This window comes from Parabacteroides sp. AF18-52 (assembly GCF_003479145.1).
GTDB lineage: Bacteria > Bacteroidota > Bacteroidia > Bacteroidales > Tannerellaceae > Parabacteroides > Parabacteroides faecis.
The window spans coordinates 17,499-39,288 of the sequence record NZ_QUGR01000008.1; the positions used below are offsets into that span (position 1 = coordinate 17,499).

Annotated in this window: 15 protein-coding genes; all 15 read left to right on the top strand. The window is 43.3% G+C overall.

All coding sequences use genetic code 11. The features are described 5' to 3' along the window. The first annotated feature begins 12 nt into the window (after positions 1-12). The 15 genes from scpA to murQ all read left to right on the top strand — a co-directional run bounded on the left by scpA (position 13) and on the right by murQ (position 21,766). Complete coding sequence (gene scpA, locus DWX23_RS14200) at positions 13-2,163, top strand: methylmalonyl-CoA mutase (protein WP_122374966.1); 2,151 nt, start codon at positions 13-15, stop codon at positions 2,161-2,163. Between the two features lie 165 nt (positions 2,164-2,328). Continuing rightward, positions 2,329-2,922, top strand: coding sequence for an RNA polymerase sigma factor (locus tag DWX23_RS14205; protein ID WP_122374967.1), 594 nt, complete (start codon positions 2,329-2,331; stop codon positions 2,920-2,922). 96 nt (positions 2,923-3,018) lie between these two features. Next, positions 3,019-4,107, top strand: coding sequence for a FecR family protein (locus DWX23_RS14210; protein WP_122374968.1), 1,089 nt, complete (start codon positions 3,019-3,021; stop codon positions 4,105-4,107). Between the two features lie 191 nt (positions 4,108-4,298). Continuing rightward, the gene (locus tag DWX23_RS14215; protein ID WP_233587613.1) at positions 4,299-7,757 is read left to right on the top strand and encodes a TonB-dependent receptor; all 3,459 of its coding nucleotides are present in this window, start codon (positions 4,299-4,301) and stop codon (positions 7,755-7,757) included. Positions 7,758-7,769: 12 nt separating this feature from the next. Next, complete coding sequence (locus DWX23_RS14220) at positions 7,770-9,515, top strand: RagB/SusD family nutrient uptake outer membrane protein (RefSeq protein ID WP_122374970.1); 1,746 nt, start codon at positions 7,770-7,772, stop codon at positions 9,513-9,515. A gap of 153 nt (positions 9,516-9,668) precedes the next feature. Beyond that, entirely contained in the window at positions 9,669-11,207 is a 1,539-nt protein-coding gene (locus tag DWX23_RS14225; RefSeq protein ID WP_122374971.1) for a Gfo/Idh/MocA family protein, read from the top strand. A 22-nt stretch (positions 11,208-11,229) separates the two neighbouring features. Next, complete coding sequence (locus tag DWX23_RS14230; protein ID WP_122374972.1) at positions 11,230-11,736, top strand: DoxX family membrane protein; 507 nt, start codon at positions 11,230-11,232, stop codon at positions 11,734-11,736. Positions 11,737-11,755: 19 nt separating this feature from the next. Next, positions 11,756-13,855 (top strand): heparinase II/III family protein, encoded by a 2,100-nt coding sequence (locus DWX23_RS14235; protein WP_122374973.1) that lies wholly within the window; start codon positions 11,756-11,758, stop codon positions 13,853-13,855. Positions 13,856-13,864: 9 nt separating this feature from the next. Then, positions 13,865-14,863: a carbon-nitrogen hydrolase family protein gene (locus DWX23_RS14240; RefSeq protein WP_122374974.1), complete on the top strand. Its 999-nt coding sequence runs from the start codon at positions 13,865-13,867 to the stop codon at positions 14,861-14,863. Positions 14,864-14,924: 61 nt separating this feature from the next. Continuing rightward, positions 14,925-16,382, top strand: a complete 1,458-nt coding sequence (locus DWX23_RS14245; RefSeq protein WP_122374975.1) for a glycosyltransferase family A protein — start codon at positions 14,925-14,927, stop codon at positions 16,380-16,382. Between the two features lie 23 nt (positions 16,383-16,405). Further along, the gene (locus tag DWX23_RS14250) at positions 16,406-17,350 is read left to right on the top strand and encodes a DUF4922 domain-containing protein (protein WP_122374976.1); all 945 of its coding nucleotides are present in this window, start codon (positions 16,406-16,408) and stop codon (positions 17,348-17,350) included. Beyond that, positions 17,347-18,630, top strand: a complete 1,284-nt coding sequence (locus DWX23_RS14255; RefSeq protein WP_122374977.1) for an MFS transporter — start codon at positions 17,347-17,349, stop codon at positions 18,628-18,630. The genes DWX23_RS14250 and DWX23_RS14255 overlap by 4 nt, the downstream gene beginning before the upstream one ends. Positions 18,631-18,648: 18 nt before the next feature. Continuing rightward, positions 18,649-19,479: an ATPase gene (locus DWX23_RS14260; protein ID WP_122374978.1), complete on the top strand. Its 831-nt coding sequence runs from the start codon at positions 18,649-18,651 to the stop codon at positions 19,477-19,479. A 74-nt stretch (positions 19,480-19,553) separates the two neighbouring features. Continuing rightward, positions 19,554-20,834, top strand: a complete 1,281-nt coding sequence (locus DWX23_RS14265) for an acetylxylan esterase (RefSeq protein ID WP_122356352.1) — start codon at positions 19,554-19,556, stop codon at positions 20,832-20,834. A gap of 119 nt (positions 20,835-20,953) precedes the next feature. Further along, positions 20,954-21,766 (top strand): N-acetylmuramic acid 6-phosphate etherase, encoded by an 813-nt coding sequence (gene murQ, locus DWX23_RS14270; protein WP_122374979.1) that lies wholly within the window; start codon positions 20,954-20,956, stop codon positions 21,764-21,766. Positions 21,767-21,790 lie beyond the last annotated feature (24 nt).

Here is a 21,790-nt window from a genome sequence, read left to right on the forward strand (position 1 = left end):
GTAGAAACAATTATGAGACCAAATTTTAAAAACATAGATATCAAGAATGCCGGTTTTGCAGCTACCAATGCTGCCGAATGGGCAAAAGCCAATGGCATTGAAGCCGATTGGAAAACACCTGAGCATATCGAGGTGAAACCTGTTTATACGAAAGATGACCTGGAAGGTATGGAGCATCTGCACTATGCTTCCGGTCTGCCTCCTTATCTGCGTGGCCCGTATAGCGGTATGTACGCTATGCGTCCCTGGACGATCCGTCAGTATGCCGGTTTCTCTACAGCAGAAGAATCAAATGCATTCTATCGTCGTAACCTGGCTTCCGGTCAGAAAGGTCTGTCTGTTGCATTCGACCTTCCGACACACCGCGGATACGATGCCGACAACGAACGTGTAGTTGGTGACGTAGGTAAAGCAGGCGTTTCCATCTGTTCACTGGAAAACATGAAAGTTCTGTTCGCTGGTATTCCTTTGAACAAGATGTCTGTTTCCATGACCATGAACGGTGGTGTTCTTCCGGTATTGGCATTCTACATCAATGCAGGTCTGGAACAGGGCGCTAAGTTGGAAGAAATGGCCGGTACGATTCAGAACGATATCCTGAAAGAGTTCATGGTGCGTAATACCTATATTTATCCGCCTGAATTCTCTATGAAGATCATTGCAGATATCTTCGAATATACATCGCAAAAGATGCCGAAATTCAATTCTATCTCTATCTCCGGTTATCATATGCAGGAGGCCGGTGCTACAGCAGATATTGAAATGGCTTATACACTGTGTGACGGTATGGAATATCTTCGTGCCGGTGTGAACGCAGGTATCGATGTGGATGCATTCGCTCCGCGTCTGTCATTCTTCTGGGCTATCGGTGTGAACCACTTTATGGAAATCGCCAAGATGCGTGCTGCACGTATGTTGTGGGCGAAGATCGTGAAGAGCTTTGGCGCCAAGAACCCGAAATCGCTGGCATTGCGTACTCACTGCCAGACTTCAGGATGGTCGTTGACGGAACAAGATCCGTTCAACAACGTAGGTCGTACTTGTATCGAGGCTATGGCTGCTGCACTGGGACATACACAGTCTCTGCACACCAACGCGCTGGACGAAGCTATCGCATTGCCGACAGACTTCTCTGCACGTATCGCTCGTAACACCCAGATCTATATCCAGGAAGAAACGAAGATCTGTAAGGAAATCGACCCGTGGGCAGGTTCCTATTATGTAGAGTCTTTGACAAATGAACTGGTACACAAAGGTTGGGCTTTGATCCAGGAAATCGAAAGTATGGGCGGTATGGCAAAAGCTATCGAAACTGGTCTTCCGAAGATGCGTATCGAAGAAGCTGCAGCTCGTACTCAGGCTCGTATCGACTCTGGCGTTCAGACAATCGTCGGTGTTAACAAATACCGTCTGCCGAAAGAAGATCCGATCGATATCCTTGAAATCGACAATACAGCCGTTCGTAACGAACAGGTAGCAGCACTTAAGGTATTGCGTGAAAACCGCGATGAGGCAGCTGTTCAGCAGGCATTGGCCGATATCACTGAATGTGTAAAAACTAAGAAAGGCAACTTGCTGGAACTGGCTGTTAAGGCTGCCGGCCTGCGTGCATCCTTGGGAGAGATCTCGGATGCCTGCGAAGTTGTTGTAGGGCGTTATAAAGCAATCATCAGAACTATTTCAGGCGTGTATTCATCAGAGACAAAGAAAGACGCAGACTTTATCAAGGCTTGCGAGCTGACAGAAAAGTTTGCAAAGAAAGAAGGTCGTCAGCCTCGTATCATGATCGCTAAGATGGGTCAGGACGGACACGACCGTGGTGCTAAAGTTGTTGCAACTGGTTATGCAGACTGTGGTTTCGACGTGGATATGGGACCATTGTTCCAGACTCCGGCAGAAGCTGCCCGTCAGGCTGTTGAAAACGATGTTCACGTTATGGGTGTTTCTTCTCTGGCTGCCGGACACAAGACATTGATCCCGCAGGTAATTGAAGAACTGAAGAATTTAGGCCGCGAGGACATCATCGTTATTGCCGGTGGTGTAATTCCTGCACAGGATTATGACTTCCTGTATAAAGCTGGTGTTGCTGCTATCTTCGGTCCTGGTACTTCAGTGGCTAAGGCTGCTGTTCAGATCCTGGAAATCCTGATAGGAGAAGAATAATACGGTATAGTTTATTCAATAGATACTGCGCAGTTTCCGAAAGGGGGCTGCGCAGTTTTTTGTATATAAAATGGATTTATCAATACTTTTCTTATCTTTGTCTTAGAGATATGAGATAAGAATATTATTCTGTGTTTATAGTTCGTATTAATAGATTTGTTATATATGGTCCGAAACTCACAAGACCTCAAAAATGAAACTACACTTTGGGAGCTTTTCCGGAATGGAGAGGAGAGTGCTTTTTCTGCGCTCTTTGAGTTGACATCGGATAAATTGTACAGATACGGAACAAAGTTCGTCAGTGATGAGGAACTGGTTAAAGATTGTATCCAGGAACTATTTATTAAATTGTATGAGAACCGGCAACAACTGCCGGCTTTAACCAATCCGCTGTTTTACCTATTCAGTTCATTGAAAAATTTATTGATCGATATGATCCGCCATAACCAGCGGATGGTCTATATTTCGCCGGAAGAATTGCCATTTCATGTACAATTTGCATTTAACCAGGAGGACGAAGAAGAACCGGATGAAAATATAAAAGCCAGGTTTGAAGAAGTTCTCTGCCTGTTGTCCGACCGTCAGAAAGAAGCGATCTATTTACGTTTTCAGGCTGATATGTCGTATGAAGAAATATCCCAGTTGCTGGGTATAAATAATCAGTCAGCCCGTAACATCGTTCACCGGGCTATGGAGAAAATTCGGAATTGTCTGAATATAGATGCACTTATAGTGTTGTTTTTAAGCTCATTGAACTGATGGCTTAAATTATTTCTTATTTTTTCTCTTTTGAGTGAGTACAAAACGCGACCCATTTTCGTTTCCCTAATGAATACATAACAGACATATTGCAGGATGAATAACTCAGAAGAAAATAAAAAATGTTCGGAAGAAGATCTCCGATTATTGAAACGGAAGATCAGGGTAGTTGATGAGGGGCTTTCTTCAGAGGCTCGAACGGAATTATGGGCAAAAATAGAATCTGCCATTCACCGTCCGCGACGTGTGTCTGTTTCCTTTTCCATGTTCCTGCGTTATGCTGCTGTTGTTGCCATATTGTTTTCTGCTACATATTATATATATACAAATTCATCTTCTCTGGAAGAAGTCGATTATGGCAGTATTCTTTCCAATACCCGATTGCCGGATGAAGCTTCGGAAAATGTAATGGTGATCTTGGGAGATAAGGATAAAATAGAGTTTGAAGACAAAGATGTACAGGTATCCCATGACGAACAAGGGAATATGCGTGTGAATCAGAAACAGATAGATCTGCCGGAATCGTCAGCCTGGGAATACAACCAACTGATCGTCCCACATGGGAAGACGACCCGTGTAACATTGAGCGATGGTTCCAGTATCTGGGCTAATTCAGGGACAAAACTGGTTTATCCGGCAGTTTTTGCCTCCGAAAAACGGGAGATATATGTAGAAGGCGAAATATATCTGGAGGTGGCGCGTAATGAAAAACATCCGTTTGTGGTAAAAACCGATATGATGGAAGTGAATGTGCTGGGGACATCTTTTAATGTATCTGCCTATAAAAATGACAAACAACAGTTTGTTGCATTGGCTACAGGTTCTGTAGCGGTTAAAGTCACAAATAAAAAGAATGCGACAACCATGAAGCCTAATCAGCTGTATACTTTAGAGAAAAATACGTTTGCAACTAAGGTTGAGGATGCGGATATATATGAATATATCTGTTGGAAAGACGGTTTCCTGATCTTTCGTAATGAATCGCTGGCAGATGTCCTGAAGAAAATAGAACGATATTATAATGTAGTCCTGACTTTTGATCCAGCCGAGGTTAGTAAAGTGACGGTAAGCGGAAAACTGGATTTCAAGTCGGATATCAGGGAGACTTTCCGGATCATATCTATCACGGCGCCGATAGTATATGAAAAAGAGGGTGATGTCATAAAGATTAGTGTTAAACAATAAAAAACGGAATACCATGGGATAGAAGAGACATAAAAAGAAAACCGGAAAGTACTGGTCCTACTTTCCGGCTAGGTTCTAATTAAAAAAGCTTTACTAAAAACATTTTTTAATCTAAAAACATATACAAAGGTATGAAATTAATCACAAATCCCCGGAATTCTTATAAAGAATTTCGGAAAGTACTTCATATTATGAGAATTACTTTGTTACTCTTGCTGTTTGTAACATATGGGTGGGCGAATGAAGCAACGTATGCCCAGGTTACAGAAATCTATCTATCTTCAGGAAATAAAACCCTGCAAGAAGTATTCAGCGAAATCGAAGGAAAAACCGAATTTATATTCTTTTATAATGACAATGTAATCGACTTGTCTAAAAAAGTCCATGTGGAAAAGTCTCACGGCTCTATCGATGAGATTCTGGATAACTTACTGAAAGGATCCGGCGCTGATTATAAAATTGTAGACCGTCAGATCATTTTTTATAAAAGGAAACAGGATCCAGAAGTCCTGGTCACTCAAGCAGTTGTGGAAAAAAAACATATAACGGGACTTGTATTGGATGAGCATAAGCTACCGGTTATCGGAGCCAATGTGGTGGAAAAGGGTACTACCAATGGCACCGTCACCGATCTGGATGGAAAATTTGCATTGGCGGTTCAGGATAATGCTGTTTTACTGGTTTCTTATATCGGTTATATTACGCAGGAAATCCCTGTAAAAGGTAACAACCAGTTAAACATTATGCTGCAGGAAGATTCCAAAAGTCTGGATGAAGTAGTAGTTGTCGGCTATGGTACACAGAAAAAGGTGAATTTAACCGGCTCTGTCGATGTGATTACCGAAGAAGTGTTGGCAAACCGTTCGGCTCCTACCATGTCCCAGTTGATACAGGGAGCTTCGCCTAACCTGAATATCAGTATGAATAGCCTGGGAGGCGAACCCGGTGCTGCACGAACCTGGAATATACGTGGTACTGGTTCTCTGGCGGGGAATCAGTCTCCGTTGGTTCTGGTCGACGGTGTGGAAACGAATATCGATATGGTCGATCCAGAGTCAATTGAAAGTATATCGGTTCTGAAGGATGCTTCAGCTTCAGCGATATATGGTTCAAGAGCTCCTTTCGGGGTTATATTGGTAACGACTAAGAAAGGAAAAAAGAATCAGGAAATGCATATACAGTATAATAACAATCTGTCTTTTGCTTCTCCGTTGAATATTCCTCATTTCGTGGATGCATTGACCTGGGTGACAGCTTATAACCAGATACAGGCAAACTCAGGATTGGCTCCTATCTACCCGGATGCACAGGTACAGCGTGTAAAAGATTATATGGCCGGAACGTACAAGCCGGAGTATAACCTGGACAGTCCGCCTGCCAGTATCTGGAGAGGAAGATGGGAAGGTAATGCGAATTACGACTGGCCTTCGATGTATTATAAGAAATCGGCTTTCTCGCAAAAGCACAATATCAATATAGAAGGTGGAGGAGAGAAAACGCAATACTATGTTTCTGCCGGATATCTGGATCAGGGTGGTTTATATAAATGGGGCGATGATAAATATCAGCGTTATAACGTGATGGCCAATGTCACTTCGGAAATCAAGAAATGGCTGAGATTTGACTTCAGTTCCAAATATTCCCGTTCTGAGATAGACCGTCCGTTAGGTATTGTAGGACAATCTCAGGGATATATTTTACGCTCTTTCTTGTCTTTCGGGCCGTTGATGCCTATGTATAATGAAGATGGTACGATCAGTAACCCATTGGTCCGTGCTTTGCAGAGTAACGGACGTGAACGCAAGGAAAATCACGATCTTGGACTAACACTGCGTGGTGAGATCGAACCGGTAACGGGATGGAAGACCAGTATTTCATATAATTATAATTATGGAGGCAGTTCCAATATACAGAATCCCAAACCTGTACAAGTTCAGAATCCGAACGGTTCGATCGGTAATATCGGTGCTCCGGAAAGCGGTTCTGTAGAACAACTGGCTTATTCATATTATACACTTGTTAACGGAATCACTTCGTATGAGAAAACATGGAAAGATCATAATTTCAAAGTGTTGCTCGGATATGAAAGAGAGACAAGTTATTTCCGTGGTCTGTACGGTTCAAAGATGCAGTTGATCACGGAAGAGGTTCCTTCGATCAATACGGCATTGGGTAATGTGACTTTATCGGATGAGATCACTCATTGGGCGACAGAAGGTTATTTCGGACGTGTTAATTATAACTACAAGGAAAAATATCTGTTTGAATTCAGTGCACGTTACAATGGTTCTTCCCGTTTTGCGAAGAATTCGAGATGGGGCTTTTTTCCATCTGTTTCAGTCGGATATAATATATCGAAAGAAGATTTCTGGAAACCGGTGGAACCTTATGTGAATTCTCTGAAACTGCGTGGCTCATACGGCTCTTTAGGAAACCAGAATGTAGCCAACTATCTGTATCTTTCCACTGTGCCTGTAAATAGGGATTTGCCTCATATTATCGGTAATTCGTTGCCCATATATGCGACGGTTCCCGGCATTGTTCCGAGCGACTTGACCTGGGAAACTGTGACCACGTTGAATCTCGGTGCAGATGTGAACTTTCTGAATAACCGTCTCGGAGTAGTCTTTGACTGGTACAACAGGGTTACCAACGATATGTTCGGGCCGGCGGAAAGTGTTCCAGCCGTATTGGGAACGAGTATTCCCTACAGTAATAATGCCAAGTTGTCTACCAAAGGTTTTGAATTGACTGTAAGCTGGCGCGATCATATCACTTCGGACCTGTCTTACAATGTCGCTTTCAGTTTAGGTGATAGCCGTTCAACAATCCTTAAATACAAAAATGACAGCGGACGTATCGATGACTGGTATGAAGGTAAAAAGGTGGGAGAGATCTGGGGATTTGTCACAGACGGCATTATACAATCGGAAGGCGAAGCTATGCCCGACCAGTCTAAATATTATAATACCTGGGGACCTGGTGATATGAAATATAAAGACCTGGACGGTAATAATATTCTGGATGACGGTGCAAGAACACTGGATGATCATGGGGACCTGAAGGTGATCGGTAACCATACGCCCCGTTTTAATTACGGTATTACAGCCGGTTTGACATGGAAGAATTTTGATTTCAATATGTTCTGGCAGGGAATTGGAAAACGGGATTATCTGGCTAATGCCAGTTTGAACCGATTTTTCGGAGTTGTAATAGGTGGAACACCCGGATCGGAATCTGCCTTGTTCAGCAATAGTCCGGCCTTGGACTATTGGCGTCCGGCTGACGAACAGAGTGCATTGGGGCCTAATACCAATGCTTATTTTCCGAAGCCTTATTTCACTTATGAGCTGGAGAAGAATCGCCTGCCTCAGTCGAGATACGTGCTTAATGCCAGTTATTTGCGCCTGAAAAATCTTCAATTGGGTTATACGGTCCCGAAACATATTTCAAGAAAGCTGTTTTTACAGCGAATACGTATCTATGTATCCGGAGAAAATTTGCTGACAATAACAAAATTGCCTGATTCTTTGGAACCGGAGACAACAGTCGCTTCCGATCCGACTTTAGGAGGAGGAAATAAAGAAAATGCAGGGGCTATTTATCCGATATCGAGAAACTATTCATTCGGGATTAATCTAACCTTTTAAATCTACAGAGTTATGAAACAGAATAAATTGACAATTATATTTTTCTCATTGCTGGTAGCGTTGGCTTTTATGGCATGTAATGATGATCTGTTGGAAAAACATCCGCTGGATGAGGTCTCTTCCGCCGATTTTTTCAAACAGCCGTCGGATATGCAGATTTATGTGAACCAGTTTTATACGAATGCATTATTACCTGTTTATTATGGACCGGTATTAGGTACCAAGTACCGGGGAGGAGGTGATGATTTCAATAGTGACAATATGATCATCGGTAGCCTGATAGATCCCCGTTTGATGGGTAGCCGTACGGTCGGTTATGAAGGACGTGTCCGTTGGGATTTCTCGGAAGTAAGATCTGTGAATTATTTTTTCGATAATTACCATAAATGTGAAAGCGATTTCAATAGCTATAAACAGTATGTGGGAGAGGCTTATTTTTTCCGGGCATTGATTTATTATCAGTTATTGCAGACATTCGGAGATGTTCCGGTCGTAACAAAGACACTGAATACGGATTCCCCTGAATTATATGAACCTCGTACACCCCGCAATCAGGTTGCCGATCGTATTATCCAGGATCTCGATTCAGCAGCTATCCTGATGTCCGATCTGAAAACCGACGGTGTGTCGCGTATTAATAAATGGATGGCGTTGGCTGTTCAATCCAGGGTGGCCCTGTATGAAGGAACCTGGGAGAAATATCATGCAAACGACGATTTCAAGGCACAGGAATCCAATCCGGAGAAGTACCTGAGAAAAGCGGTAGAAGCAGCAAGCCAGGTTATGAACTCCGGATTATTCGATATCTATTCGACGGGGAATCCGGATAAGGATTATAATGATTTGTTCGCTCAACGGGATTATTCGTCCAATCCGGAAGTCTTATTGTGGAAAAAGTTCTCGACGGCTTTAAATATCAATAATAATAAGAATTACCAGTTGGAATATCCTAACGATAAATCAGTAACGAAAGATCTGGCGGACGCGTATCTTTGTAAAGACGGAAAACCGATCAAAGTAAGTCCTTTTTATAAAGGAGATAATACTTTGATGGATGAAATGCAGGATCGTGATCCTCGGTTTAAACAAACTATATTTACTCCGGATGCTCCCTGGATGATCAATGAAACGAATACGGCTTTTTGGAAAGACGTATATGACCAGGTCAATACAAATACTAAGTTTAATGCTCCTTCCGGGTATGTATTGCGCAAAGGATATGATCCGAGGATGGAATATCATAGTCTGAACTATGAAGAGACTCCCTCTGTCGTTTACCGTTATGCCGAGGTCTTATTGAACTATGCCGAGGCGAAGGCGGAACTTGGTGAACTTACGCAGAATGATATTGACATATCTATAAAAAAACTCCGCGACCGGGTAGGGATGCCGAATCTGATCATTTCCGATATCTCCTCTGATCCGGAATGGGATTTTCCCTCTCTTTCTCCCGTGATCAATGAGATCAGAAGAGAACGACGTGTGGAACTGGCTTCCGAAGGTTTCCGGTGGGATGATATTGCCCGTTGGGCTGCTGCTGAAGAGCTGATTGTAGGGAAAAGACCGAAGGGAGCTAAAGCGAATCAGTTTACGGATTTTTATCCGGTAGATGAAAAGGGATATCTCGATCCGTTCAAGGGATCGCTTCCTAACGGATATGGATTTGATCTGAAACGGGACTATCTGAATCCGATACCAGAATCTCAAATCGTATTAAATCCGAATCTGAAACAGAATCCAGGTTGGCAAACTAACTGAAATTTATAGTTGATCCATTAGGGTGATGCGCTGATATATTGAGGCGAGCTATGTGTCCGGTCTCGTAGGAAAGAGACCGGAACATAGTTCATCCGGGATTGTTATGGACTGCCAATAATAATGATTATTTAATTTTGAAAACAGAATGAAACCATGAAAACTAATCGAAGAGATTTTTTGAAAGGTATGGCTGCAGTTCCCTTTTTAGGCTATTTTGCAGTCGGTGCGAAAGGAAATATAACAACAGAACTGGAAAGGATACAGAACGATTATCTCTCTACTTTGAAAATAGACCATTTGTCTGCTCCGGAAGATAAATTAAGGCCTCCTACGGGAAATAATAATAATGTTGTCCGGTTCGGTGTGATCGGTAATGGCTGGCGTGGTGATCAGTTGTTGAACTCTTTGGGGTTTGTTTCTTCGAAATATGTAGAAGATAATACAGTAAACGGAAAATATACCAAAAGACTTCAGGATTTACTGGATGAGGAGGACCTATATGTCGATTTCGCCGGTGTATGTGATACGTTTGATGCCCATGCGAAAAGAGGATATGAAATTTCGTTGAATAAAGTACGCAGGGGAGGTGATAAAAGGGAACATAAACCGGCCAGGATATTTCCTACTTACCGGGAAATGATAGCCAGTGACGAAATAGATGCAGTAATCATTGCAACTCCTGATCATACACATGCCCGGATCGCTATAGATGCAGCAAAAGCAGGAAAGCATGTATATCTGGAAAAACCGATGACCCATACTGTCGAGGAAGCGTTGGAGTTAAGGGAAGCTATAAAATCGACTGGTGTAATTTTCCAGTTGGGGCATGAGAACCGTCAGCAGATGAGCTTTAAGATAGCTAACGAGTTATATAAGAAAGGGGCTTTGGGCGTTGTTTCAATGGTACAGACCTATACAAATAAAAACGATCGGAATGGTGCCTGGATACGAACAAGAGAGTTTGACCATTTGGGTAGCCCGGATACAATTAACTGGAAGGAGTTTCTGGGAAAAGCTCCCTGGGTTGAGTTTGATCCGAAGCGATATTTTAACTGGCAACGGTACAGTGAATATGGTACCGGAGTGACAGGGAATGACTTTACCCATAAATATGATTGCGTCAACCAAGTGTTGGAACTGGGTATACCGGATACGGTTGTAGCATTAGGCGGGCAGTATTATTATAAAGGACATGGCGATATGCCGGATCTGTTCAGCGCTATTTTTACCTATCCGGAAAGGGGGCTTACCATGACATATGACAGTACACTGAAGAGTGGTATTTATCGTCAATCCCATATTTTAGGTTCGGAAGTGACAATGGATATAGATAATGCGATTATGATGTATAAAGATACTTACTCGGAACGATACAAAGAGCATGCTATCAGTTCAGACGATCCTATGTATTATTACGAACCTTGTGCCGATGTGGATGCAATATCTTCGGCAACGGCTAAGACTTACCTGAAAAGCGGTTATGGTCCGACTTATATCGATGGGAAAGTTATCGATGCCACCTTCCTGCATCTGAAAGAATGGATCGATGCTATTCGCGGATTCGGAACTACCAGTTGTGGTATTGATGTCGGGTTCGAAGAGGCGGTCACTTTCAATCTGGCAAACCTGGCTTATGAACACCGGCGACCAGTTCATTGGGATAAGGTAAATGAGAAAGTTATAATCGAATAAACTAATTATCAATCGGTATATCATGGGAAAAGAAATAAAATATTCAACAGGCCAACTATGGGCTCTTACGTTGTTACGTGTATTGATCGGCTGGCATTTTTTATATGAAGGATTGATCAAATTTTATACTCCGGGTTGGACAGCTAAAGCTTATTTACAAAACACGACAGGTCCGTTCGCTCCTTTGTTCAGAAGCATGACCGGGTCAGAAATCGTACAGCGCTGTGTGGATTTAATGAATGAATGGGGGCTGGTTCTGTTGGGACTGGGATTGTTCCTGGGAATATGTTCCAGATATTGTAAGATTTTCGGGATCGTACTACTGTTATTCTATTATCTGGCTTATCCCCCGTTTGCAAGTCTGGGCGTAAATGCTCATGTAGAGGGAAGTTATTGGATCGTAAATAAGAATCTGATCGAAATGGCAGCTTTGTTCCTGCTTTGCTGGTTCCCTTCCAGCCATATTACAGGACTTGATTATTTTATCCGGCAGTTCAGATTCAAACAGAAGGCTAGCCGGGCCCAGTAATTCTAAATTCGGATAAGAGATGAAGAATAAAATGCATCAATATATAAGAACCGGAATAAAGGGGATGATAGGATTACTTTCCGTTTTCCCTTTTACGGATACGTTTGGGCAATGGGGGTATACGATCGGGCAGAAAGAAATACCGTCGGTAATTATCCATTCGGATACTTCCCTGGTGAAAGTTTATCCGGGACATCCCAGGCTATATTTTCGCGATACGGATTTACCGGTTATCCGTGAACGTGTTCGTAGTGACTTCAGGCAGGAATGGAATGAATTGTTGTCTTATCTGAAAGAACAAACCTTACAATTCTCTCCGGAGGTGCTGGGGCGGGGAAGATACCTCAAGCATTGGGATATCGGACGTAATATGGCATTTGTAGCTGTGGTGACGGAAGATGAAAACTATATCCGGTGGGTAAAAGAATGGGTACGGGTGATGGTGGACGACGGTCCTGTCGGAAATGACGATGAATACCGCGGGCGATTGATGTCGCTGGCAGTAGCCTATGACTGGTTGTATCATTTTCTGACTGTCCGGGAGAAACGGGCTATTGAAAAAGCAATACTGGAACATCTGGATACGAACTGGCATTTTTCGGCTTATGCGGATTATGTTGGCGGACATTCACGTTGGGGTAATTTCTCTTTGCTGACCGGATTGCTGGCCTTGGTTACGGATAAACCGGAATTAAGAGGGAAATTACTGGAGATACGTGAACATTGGGTTCGGGGATATTTTCCTGTGCAAGGATGGATCACAAAAAAAGGCGGCTATCATATGGGATGGAATTACAGTGCTCCTTATTTGTCGGGAAGAACGCACAGTGTCATGTCTAGTGCAACAAATGAATGTGTGTATTTTCCCTGGCAGGCAGAAATACCTCTTTTCTGGATATACGGACGGCAGGGGGATGGTTTGTTTGCGAATACGGGTGACGCCTATTCGGTTGATACCGACTTGCAGGATGAACAGGAATTACTGTATATTTCTGCCGGAATTTATAAAAATCCGTATGCAGCGTGGCTGGCTAAACCGACTAAAGACCCGTTCGCCCGAATCTTGTATGCTGATAAGGGTGTCAGGCCGGTTGCACCGGATGATAAAGCAACGCCATTGCCTTTGAGCCGGGATTTTGGAAATGCTGGAATTGTTATGGCACGGGACCGCTGGGATGAAGAGACAACTTTGCTTCAGTTCCGTTCTGTCCCTTTTTATTCGGCGAATCATCATCACCGGGATGAAAATACTTTCACGATCCACTATAAGTCACCCCTGGCGATTGATTCGGGAATGTATGACGAAGGGTGTGAGAACGGCGGATACGGGAGTACGCATTGGTGTAATTATTTTACCCGTACAATTGCCCATAACGGGATCATTGTATTTGATCCTGAGCAAGAATATAAGGTATACGGTCGTTCGGTATCCAATGACGGCGGTCAGCCTTACAGGGAAGAAGAACCGACTAAGCTGACGGATATCCTGCCCGGCGGACATGCCCATTTGGATGGCATCACATTGTGCCGGGAGACAGATAAATATACTTATGCTGTAGGGAATGCAACCAAAGCTTATGATACCGATAGGGTCAGTCTTGCACAGCGTGAGATCATTTACCTGCGGGAAAATACGACATCTCGTCCCTTAATTATAGTTTTCGACCGTGTGGAAAGTACCAGAGAGGAATTTGAAAAACGTTTCTTGCTCCATACGGTCCATAAACCGGAAATAACCGGAAATCGTCTGGTTGCAGAAAACGGAGGGGGGAGATTGACAAGTTTTACCCTTTATCCTGAAAATGCCCGGTTGGAACTGATAGGAGGAGAAGGTAAAGAAGCCTGGGTGAATGGTGTCAATTATCCATTGAATAAGAATTGCTGGCCAAAGCCCCAGATACAAACGGGTGCTTGGCGATTAGAAGTATCACCTGCAACTAAGCAGATGAAAGATTATTTCTTGCATGTGTTGTTTGTCGACGATGCCGGTTCTCCGGAAATAACATCCGATAAGGCAATATTGATTAAAGAAAATGGTAGACTGGGGGCGTCCGTTGCCGGTTGGAAAATTCTGTTTTCCTTAGATGGTACGCCTGCGGTGATTGATGAACATAAATAACCAGATGAAATGAGACATCCTTTTTATTTGATTTTTATAGCTGCTTTTGCGATAGCTTTGGTGGCACAGGCAAAGAATCCTGTAAAAATAGTCACTATCGGAGGTGGAGGGGCAGCGGTTTCCGTAAATAACCGGATGAGTTATCAGCAAATGGTTGATCAGATGATAGATCATTGGCGCGGACAGTTATCGAAAGTGTTGCTACATAGTCCTGACCTTATATTATTGACAGAGGCCTGTGATCGTCCTTCCGGATTGACTACAGCTGAGCAGTTTGAATATTATAAAGTAAGAAAAGACCAGGTAAAAGATTTCCTGGCTTCGGTTGCAAAAGATAATCACTGTTATATTGCTTTTGGAACCAAAAGGGAAGAAAACGGGAATTGGTGGAATTCATGTATACTGCTCGACCGACATGGAAAAGTGGCGGGCACATATAATAAAAATTTTCCTACCATCCAGGAAATGAATGAGATCATGCCTTCTGATAAAGCAGAACTCCTGCTATGTGATTTTGGGACTGTGGCCTGCGCTGTCTGTTTCGACCTTAATTTTGATGAATTAAGGGAACGGTATGCCTGTCAAAAACCGGATATTATTTTGTTCCCATCGATGTACCACGGAGGTTTGGAACAAAGCAAGTGGGCTTATTCTTGTCAGGCTTATTTTGTTTGCGCCTATGGTTTTCTGAATGCTCCGTCGGAGATACGTAACCCCTTGGGAGAGGTGGTTGCTTCGAGTACAAACTATTATAATTATGCTGTGGCTACAGTCAACCTCGACCGTAAACTGGTACATCTCGATAATAACTGGGAGAAACTGACCTCCTTGAAAAAAAAGTACGGCGATCAGGTTTCTATCTCAGATCCCGGATGTATAGGGGCTGTGATGATCACCAGTGAGCATGATTCGATTTCGGTGGGTCAAATGATAGACGAATTTGGTATTCAGTTACTGGATGATTATTTCAATCAATCCCGTGCAGTTCGTGAACAATATATTCTTTAGACTATTGTAAATTCTCTGTTTTTATTTAAGTTTACAGACTGAATCTTAAAAGAATGATATCATGCAAACTGTAAACTGCTTTTTGCCTTATTTTGTTCCGACACAAGTCATGCCGGTTATTAACGAACTGAAAAGCACCGGTTGGGTGAATAAAATATACCTGATGACCTCAAATCCTGAGGCTGAAAAACTGACGGGCTGTGAAATCCTACTTATCGATACATTGACAAGTTCACAAACATTACATGCAATTTATAAGCATGCCGACGGACGTAATGTATTATTTTATACCAAATACAGCTTATTGAAGTTAGGACAATACGGACTTGAACGAATGATAGCGGCTTCGGAAGGAAAGAAGTGTAACATAATATATGCCGATCATTATACTATCGGTAACGGCATCCGTACGGAACATCCTCTCATCGATTATCAGCCGGGAAGTCTACGTGATGATTTTGATTTCGGTCCGTTGTTGCTGATCACTTATACTGCTCTGAAAGTATATTTTGAACGTTCCAACTCGCTGCCTGACTACAAATATGCAGGACTTTATCATTTCCGTCTGCACTCTTCCCCATCTTATGGGATTGTCCATATCAGGGAATATTTATACTCCTGTACAGAAGAGGATAATCGCAAAAGCGGCGAAAAGCAGTTTGATTATGTCGATCCTAAAAACAGGGAGGTTCAATTGGAAATGGAAAGTGCCTGTAACACCATATTGGATTTTTACGGAGCTTTGTTGCAGGGAGAACCCACGATCGTTCATTTTAAACCGGAAGGTTTTGCTTATGAAGTTTCTGTCATTATTCCGGTACGCAACCGTGTCCGTACGATTGAAGACGCGATACGTTCTGTGTTCATGCAACAAACATCCTTTAAGTTTAATCTGATTATTGTGGATAACCATTCGACGGACGGTACTACGGAGTTAATAGGTCGTTACATCGCGGACGAACGTTTGATTCACCTGATACCGGAACGGGATGACCTGGGAATCGGAGGCTGTTGGAATGAAGCTGTAGCTCATCCGGATTGTGGAAAATTCTGTGTACAACTGGATAGTGACGATGTATATAGCGGTTCTGATACTTTGCAGAAAATTGTTGATACTTTCTATAAGGAACAATGTGCAATGGTGATCGGGACTTATATGATGACGGATTTCAATATGAATGAAATTGCTCCGGGTATTATTGACCATAAAGAGTGGACTCCGGAGAACGGACGGAACAATGCTTTACGTATTAATGGATTGGGAGCTCCCCGTGCCTTTTATACTCCTCTTCTCCGGGAATTGAAAATGCCAAATGTCAGTTATGGGGAGGATTATGCGATCAGTCTGGCTATTTCGCGTACTTACCGGATAGGAAGAATCTACGATGTTCTTTATCTCTGCCGCCGGTGGGAAGATAATACGGATGCAGCTCTGGATATCCGTAAAATGAATGAGCATAATGCTTATAAGGATAGCTTGCGTACAAATGAGTTGAGGATGCGTGGCAATATATTGTAAATTCAAACGTCTAAGGATCAGAAATGGATACGATCAACCAACAAGTCAGAAAGTTATTGTCAGACCATCTTATCTTTTGGGATTTGGCACGTATAAATTATGCCGCATTGGAGAAGGTGCAGACCCGGAATTTGAAAGTGAATGGGTATGAGGTGGCTCTCCAGTTCAACCCGGAACGTATCCGGTCGTCCGGAGCTAAGATAGATAAGCAGTCATTAGCGGCACGTCCCTGTTTCTTATGTGAGAAAAATCGTCCGGGAAACCAGCAATGGGTGGATTTCGGAGAAGAATATCAGATCATAATCAATCCATATCCGATTTTTAAAGAGCACTTGACCATTCCGATACGATCCCATCAAAAGCAGCAGATCAAGGGACGATATGGAGATATGTTGTTGTTGGCTGAGGCATTGAGTGACTTTATTGTCTTTTATAATGGTCCTAAATGCGGGGCTTCTGCTCCTGATCATATGCATTTCCAGGCTGGGAATAAAGGACTTTTACCTGTAGAACAAAATTGGTTACAGGCGAAAAAAGAAGAAGTACGGACTTATCGATCAGCTACTTTATATGCATTGAAGCATTTTTTGCAGCCGATGTTTGTTCTTGTTGCAGAAGAAAAAGATGATGCAGTATTCCTTTTCGAACATTTGTATGACCTGTTGGAAATCCTTCCCGGGGAATATGAACCTATGATGGACCTGCTTACATGGCATGAGGCGGGTAAATGGATCACTTGCCTGTATCCCCGGAAGAGATTACATCCTGCTTGTTATCATGCCGAAGGGGATGCGAAGATATTAATAAGTCCGGCAACGGTGGAGATGGCCGGTATCTTTATTGCTCCTTTGGAAAAAGACTACCTGAAGGTGACTGTAGAAGATCTGCAGGGGATTTTGTCTGAAGTCTGTATTTCGGAGGAAGAGATGAACGGGTTAATTCAAAAATCAAAAATATACTCATTATGAATACAAAACGAACCTCACCCTGGAGTTGGATACCCACCTTGTATTTTGCGGAAGCACTCCCTTATGTGGCAGTGATGACGATCTCAGTCATTATGTACAAACGCATGGGAATCAGTAATACGGATATCGCCCTGTATACCAGTTGGCTTTACCTGCCGTGGGTTATTAAGCCTTTTTGGAGTCCTTTCGTCGACTTATTGAAAACGAAACGCTGGTGGGTGATTACAATGCAGTTTCTGATCGGGGCAGGGCTTGCCGGGATTGCGTTTACGTTGCCGATGGACTATGCCTTTCAATTGTCGCTGGCTATCTTCTGGCTGGTAGCCTTTAGTTCGGCTACACATGATATTGCAGCGGACGGTTTTTATATGCTGGCTCTTGATCCGCATGAACAAGCTTTTTATGTGGGGATACGCAGTACCTTTTACCGGATTGCGACGATAGCAGGTCAAGGGTTGCTGGTCATGCTGGCCGGGGCTCTTGAAGTGGCTACCGGTAAGATCCCGTTGGCATGGTCGATCACTTTCCTGATCATGGCTGGTTTATTTATCGGTTTTTGTCTGTATCATAAGTATATATTGCCTGTACCAGCTTCTGATAAGGCAGCTGTCACAGTGACGGCTACCACTATTTTCAAAGAGTTCCTGGCTACATTTGTTTCTTTTTTCAAGAAGAAGCAAGCTGTAGTAGCGATCCTTTTTATGTTACTGTACCGTTTTCCCGAAGCACAACTGGTAAAATTGGTGACACCGTTCCTGATCGATCCCCGGGAAGTGGGAGGATTAGGATTGACCACCTCGGAATTAGGATTGGTCTATGGGACGATCGGCATTATCGGTCTGACCCTGGGAGGAATTATCGGAGGCATTGTTGCTTCACAGGGAGGTTTGAAGAAATGGCTGTGGCCGATGGCTTTGGCGATCACATTGCCTGACCTGGTTTTTATCTACCTGAGTACTGTATTGCCGGAAAGTCTGATCACGATCAATGTCTGTGTTTTTATTGAACAGTTCGGATATGGGTTCGGGTTTACTGCTTATATGCTTTACCTGATCTATTATTCCGAAGGGGAACATAAGACAGCACATTATGCGATATGTACGGCTTTTATGGCGTTAGGCATGATGCTTCCCGGGATGATTGCCGGATGGTTACAGGAAACACTGGGATATGTGACTTTTTTCTGGTGGGTGATGGGATGTTGTCTGATCACATTGGCGGTGACAGCTTGTTTGAAGATAGATCCGGCATTTGCCAGGAAAGAGAAAAAGAAAGAATAATTTGTAACAGAGTAAAATATGATACTGATAGCCGATAGTGGTTCAACCAAGACGGATTGGTGTATGGTAGAGAAGGGAGAATCTGTTCTCCGTTTTCAGACTCGGGGTATGAATCCGTTTTTTCAGACCGAAGAGGAAATGGGAAAGGAGATAGAAACCGGATTATTGCCAGCATTAAAAGACCTTATGCCTTCCGCCGTATATTTTTACGGGGCGGGTTGTGCTTTCCCGGAAAAGAATGAAATGATCCGGCGTTCTGTCAACCGGTATCTGTCTGCACCCGTTGAGGTCGGCAGCGATTTACTGGCGGCGGCACGTGCATTGTGCGGTAGCGGACCGGGGATAGCTTGTATTCTGGGGACTGGTTCGAACTCTTGCCAGTATGATGGGAAAGAGGTTGTAAAGAATGTCTCTCCCCTGGGTTTTATCCTGGGAGATGAAGGAAGTGGTGCCGTATTGGGCAAACTCTTGATTGGGAATGTATTAAAAGATCAGTTACCTCCAGACCTTAAAGACCTGTTTCTTACACAATATGAACTGACTCCAGCATTGATTATGGATAGTGTGTACCGGCGGCCGTTTCCCAACCGTTTTCTGGCAGGATTTTCTCCTTTTATATTGGAACATTTGGATGAACCGGCTATCTGGGAGCTGGTAACCCGTAGTTTTCTGGCATTTTTTACCCGAAATGTGAAACAATACGATTGTTTTAATCTGCCGGTTCATCTGGTAGGTTCGGTAGCCTGGTATTATCAGGATATATTAAAAGATATCGCTTTCGATCTGGGGATCCGTATTGGGACTGTTGCCCGGAGTCCGATGGAAGGATTGATTTCTTATCATGGCTGATGTATCCTTTGATATTTGGTTGATTGTCTTTATATTTGTTGCGTTTGTAATCTTATATTTAATAAATTGTCTGCATGAAAAAAGTGTTATTCTCATTCTGCTTCCTCATCGCATTGTTATGGGGTAGTTCGTTAAGGGTAGAGGCTCAGCCTGCCCGTAAATTGATTGATGTCGTGGTTTCGCCTGACCGGACTGACTGGAAATATAAGGCAAAAGAGGAGGTGACTTTTACTGTCCAGGTTTTCAGAAATGAAAATTTATTGGAAGATGTAGTTGTCGATTATGAATTGGGACCGGAATATTTCCCGGTTAAGACAGAAAAAGATGTTCTGTTGAAGAACGGAAAGACAACATTGAAGGCCTCTCTGAAAGAACCCGGATTTCTGCGTTGTAAAGTGATCGCTAAAGTGGAAGGCCGTAATTATGAAGGAATGGCAACTGTGGCTGTAGATGAAGAACGTATACAGCCGACAACAGAGGATCCGAAAGATTTCGACAGCTTCTGGAACCAGGCGATCGCCGATGCCCGTAAAATACCGTTGGATCCTAAAATGGTATTAATGCCGGAAAGATGTACTTCTACTCAAAATGTGTATCATATCAGTTTTCAGAATGAGCGGTATGGTTCCAGAATGTATGGAATACTGGTCGTTCCGAAGAAAGACGGGAAATATCCCGCTATACTTCAGGTTCCTGGAGCAGGTATACGTCCGTATGGCGGAATTAATCTGGGAGATGATGTGATTACCTTGGAGATAGGTATTCATGGTATTCCTGTGAATCTGCCGCAGGAGGTGTATAATAATCTGGCATCAGGAGCTTTGAACGGATATCCCGGGATCAATAAGAATGACCGCGATGCTCATTATTATAAGCGGGTTTATTTAGGTTGTGTAAAAGCTGTGGACTTTATTTATTCCCTGCCTGAATTTGACGGATCGACGGTAGGTGTGACAGGTGGAAGCCAGGGTGGTGCCCTCTCTATTGTAACTGCAGGATTAGAACCCCGCATTAAATTCCTGGCAGCTTTATATCCGGCCTTATGTGATTATGCGGGGTATTTGCATAACCGTGCAGGTGGCTGGCCTCACTATTACCGGAATGCACAACCCGGACCGAATGAAGTTGAGACATTGGCTTATTTCGACGTAGTTAATTTTGCCCGTCGTGTCAATGCTCCGGGATGGTATAGCTGGGGATATAATGATGTCACTTGTCCTCCTACGTCTATGTATTCTGCATATAATGTTATTCCCGGCGCAAAGGAGTTACATCTTTATCTGGAAACCGGGCACTGGACTTATCCAGAGCAGGATGCTGCCCGTTTACAATGGCTAAAAGAGATATGTAAATAAAATGTAGGTTTATGACCGGAAAACGATTCATCCGATGTTTGTGGATGCTGATGAGGTTTCCGGTCATAAATTTTGTTAGTTTTGCATCTGTTTAATATCGTGCGTAATACATATCCAATATGGCATTTACTAAAATAACAGAGCAAGATTCATACTATGACAACCTGGAATGTAAGTCAGTCCGGGAGTTGTTGGAAGATATAAATACGGAAGACCAAAAGGTTGCATCGGCTGTTCAGAAAACAATACCCCAGATAGAAAAACTGGTATTGCAGATCGTACCCCGGATGAAGCAGGGAGGGCGTATCTTTTATTTGGGGGCAGGAACCAGCGGACGTTTAGGAGTACTTGACGCCTCCGAAATACCTCCGACTTTCGGAATGCCTCCCACATTGGTGATCGGTCTGATAGCTGGGGGGGAGAAAGCGCTTCGTAATCCGGTAGAGAATGCCGAGGACGATGTAAACCGGGGATGGGAGGAATTGCAGGAACACCAGATTACTTCTAAAGATATAGTGATCGGGATCGCAGCTTCCGGTACAACTCCTTATGTGATTGGTGCTTTGCGAAAAGCACGTGAACATGGGATCCTGACGGCTTCTATTTCCAGTAATCCCGATTCTCCGATGGCAGCAGAAGCAGATATAGCCATTGAAATGATTGTCGGACCGGAGTTTGTGACGGGAAGTTCCCGTATGAAATCGGGGACAGGACAAAAGATGATCCTGAATATGATATCAACTTCCGTAATGATCCAATTGGGACGTGTAAAAGGAAACCGGATGATCAATATGCAACTGAGCAATCAGAAACTGGTTGACCGGGGCGTTCGTATGTTGGCTGAAGAATTAGGAATCGGCTACAATGAATCTCATAATCTGTTGCTTACATACGGTTCCGTTAAGAAAGCGCTCGAAGCTTACCGTCATTAATAACAGAATATGGATTGGCATTGA

Coding starts and splice junctions, on each gene's coding strand:
- scpA (WP_122374966.1), top strand. CDS start 13: ATGAGACCAAATTTTAAAAACATAGATATCAAGAATGCCGGTTTTGCA.
- DWX23_RS14205 (WP_122374967.1), top strand. CDS start 2,329: ATGGTCCGAAACTCACAAGACCTCAAAAATGAAACTACACTTTGGGAG.
- DWX23_RS14210 (WP_122374968.1), top strand. CDS start 3,019: ATGAATAACTCAGAAGAAAATAAAAAATGTTCGGAAGAAGATCTCCGA.
- DWX23_RS14215 (WP_233587613.1), top strand. CDS start 4,299: ATGAGAATTACTTTGTTACTCTTGCTGTTTGTAACATATGGGTGGGCG.
- DWX23_RS14220 (WP_122374970.1), top strand. CDS start 7,770: ATGAAACAGAATAAATTGACAATTATATTTTTCTCATTGCTGGTAGCG.
- DWX23_RS14225 (WP_122374971.1), top strand. CDS start 9,669: ATGAAAACTAATCGAAGAGATTTTTTGAAAGGTATGGCTGCAGTTCCC.
- DWX23_RS14230 (WP_122374972.1), top strand. CDS start 11,230: ATGGGAAAAGAAATAAAATATTCAACAGGCCAACTATGGGCTCTTACG.
- DWX23_RS14235 (WP_122374973.1), top strand. CDS start 11,756: ATGAAGAATAAAATGCATCAATATATAAGAACCGGAATAAAGGGGATG.
- DWX23_RS14240 (WP_122374974.1), top strand. CDS start 13,865: ATGAGACATCCTTTTTATTTGATTTTTATAGCTGCTTTTGCGATAGCT.
- DWX23_RS14245 (WP_122374975.1), top strand. CDS start 14,925: ATGCAAACTGTAAACTGCTTTTTGCCTTATTTTGTTCCGACACAAGTC.
- DWX23_RS14250 (WP_122374976.1), top strand. CDS start 16,406: ATGGATACGATCAACCAACAAGTCAGAAAGTTATTGTCAGACCATCTT.
- DWX23_RS14255 (WP_122374977.1), top strand. CDS start 17,347: ATGAATACAAAACGAACCTCACCCTGGAGTTGGATACCCACCTTGTAT.
- DWX23_RS14260 (WP_122374978.1), top strand. CDS start 18,649: ATGATACTGATAGCCGATAGTGGTTCAACCAAGACGGATTGGTGTATG.
- DWX23_RS14265 (WP_122356352.1), top strand. CDS start 19,554: ATGAAAAAAGTGTTATTCTCATTCTGCTTCCTCATCGCATTGTTATGG.
- murQ (WP_122374979.1), top strand. CDS start 20,954: ATGGCATTTACTAAAATAACAGAGCAAGATTCATACTATGACAACCTG.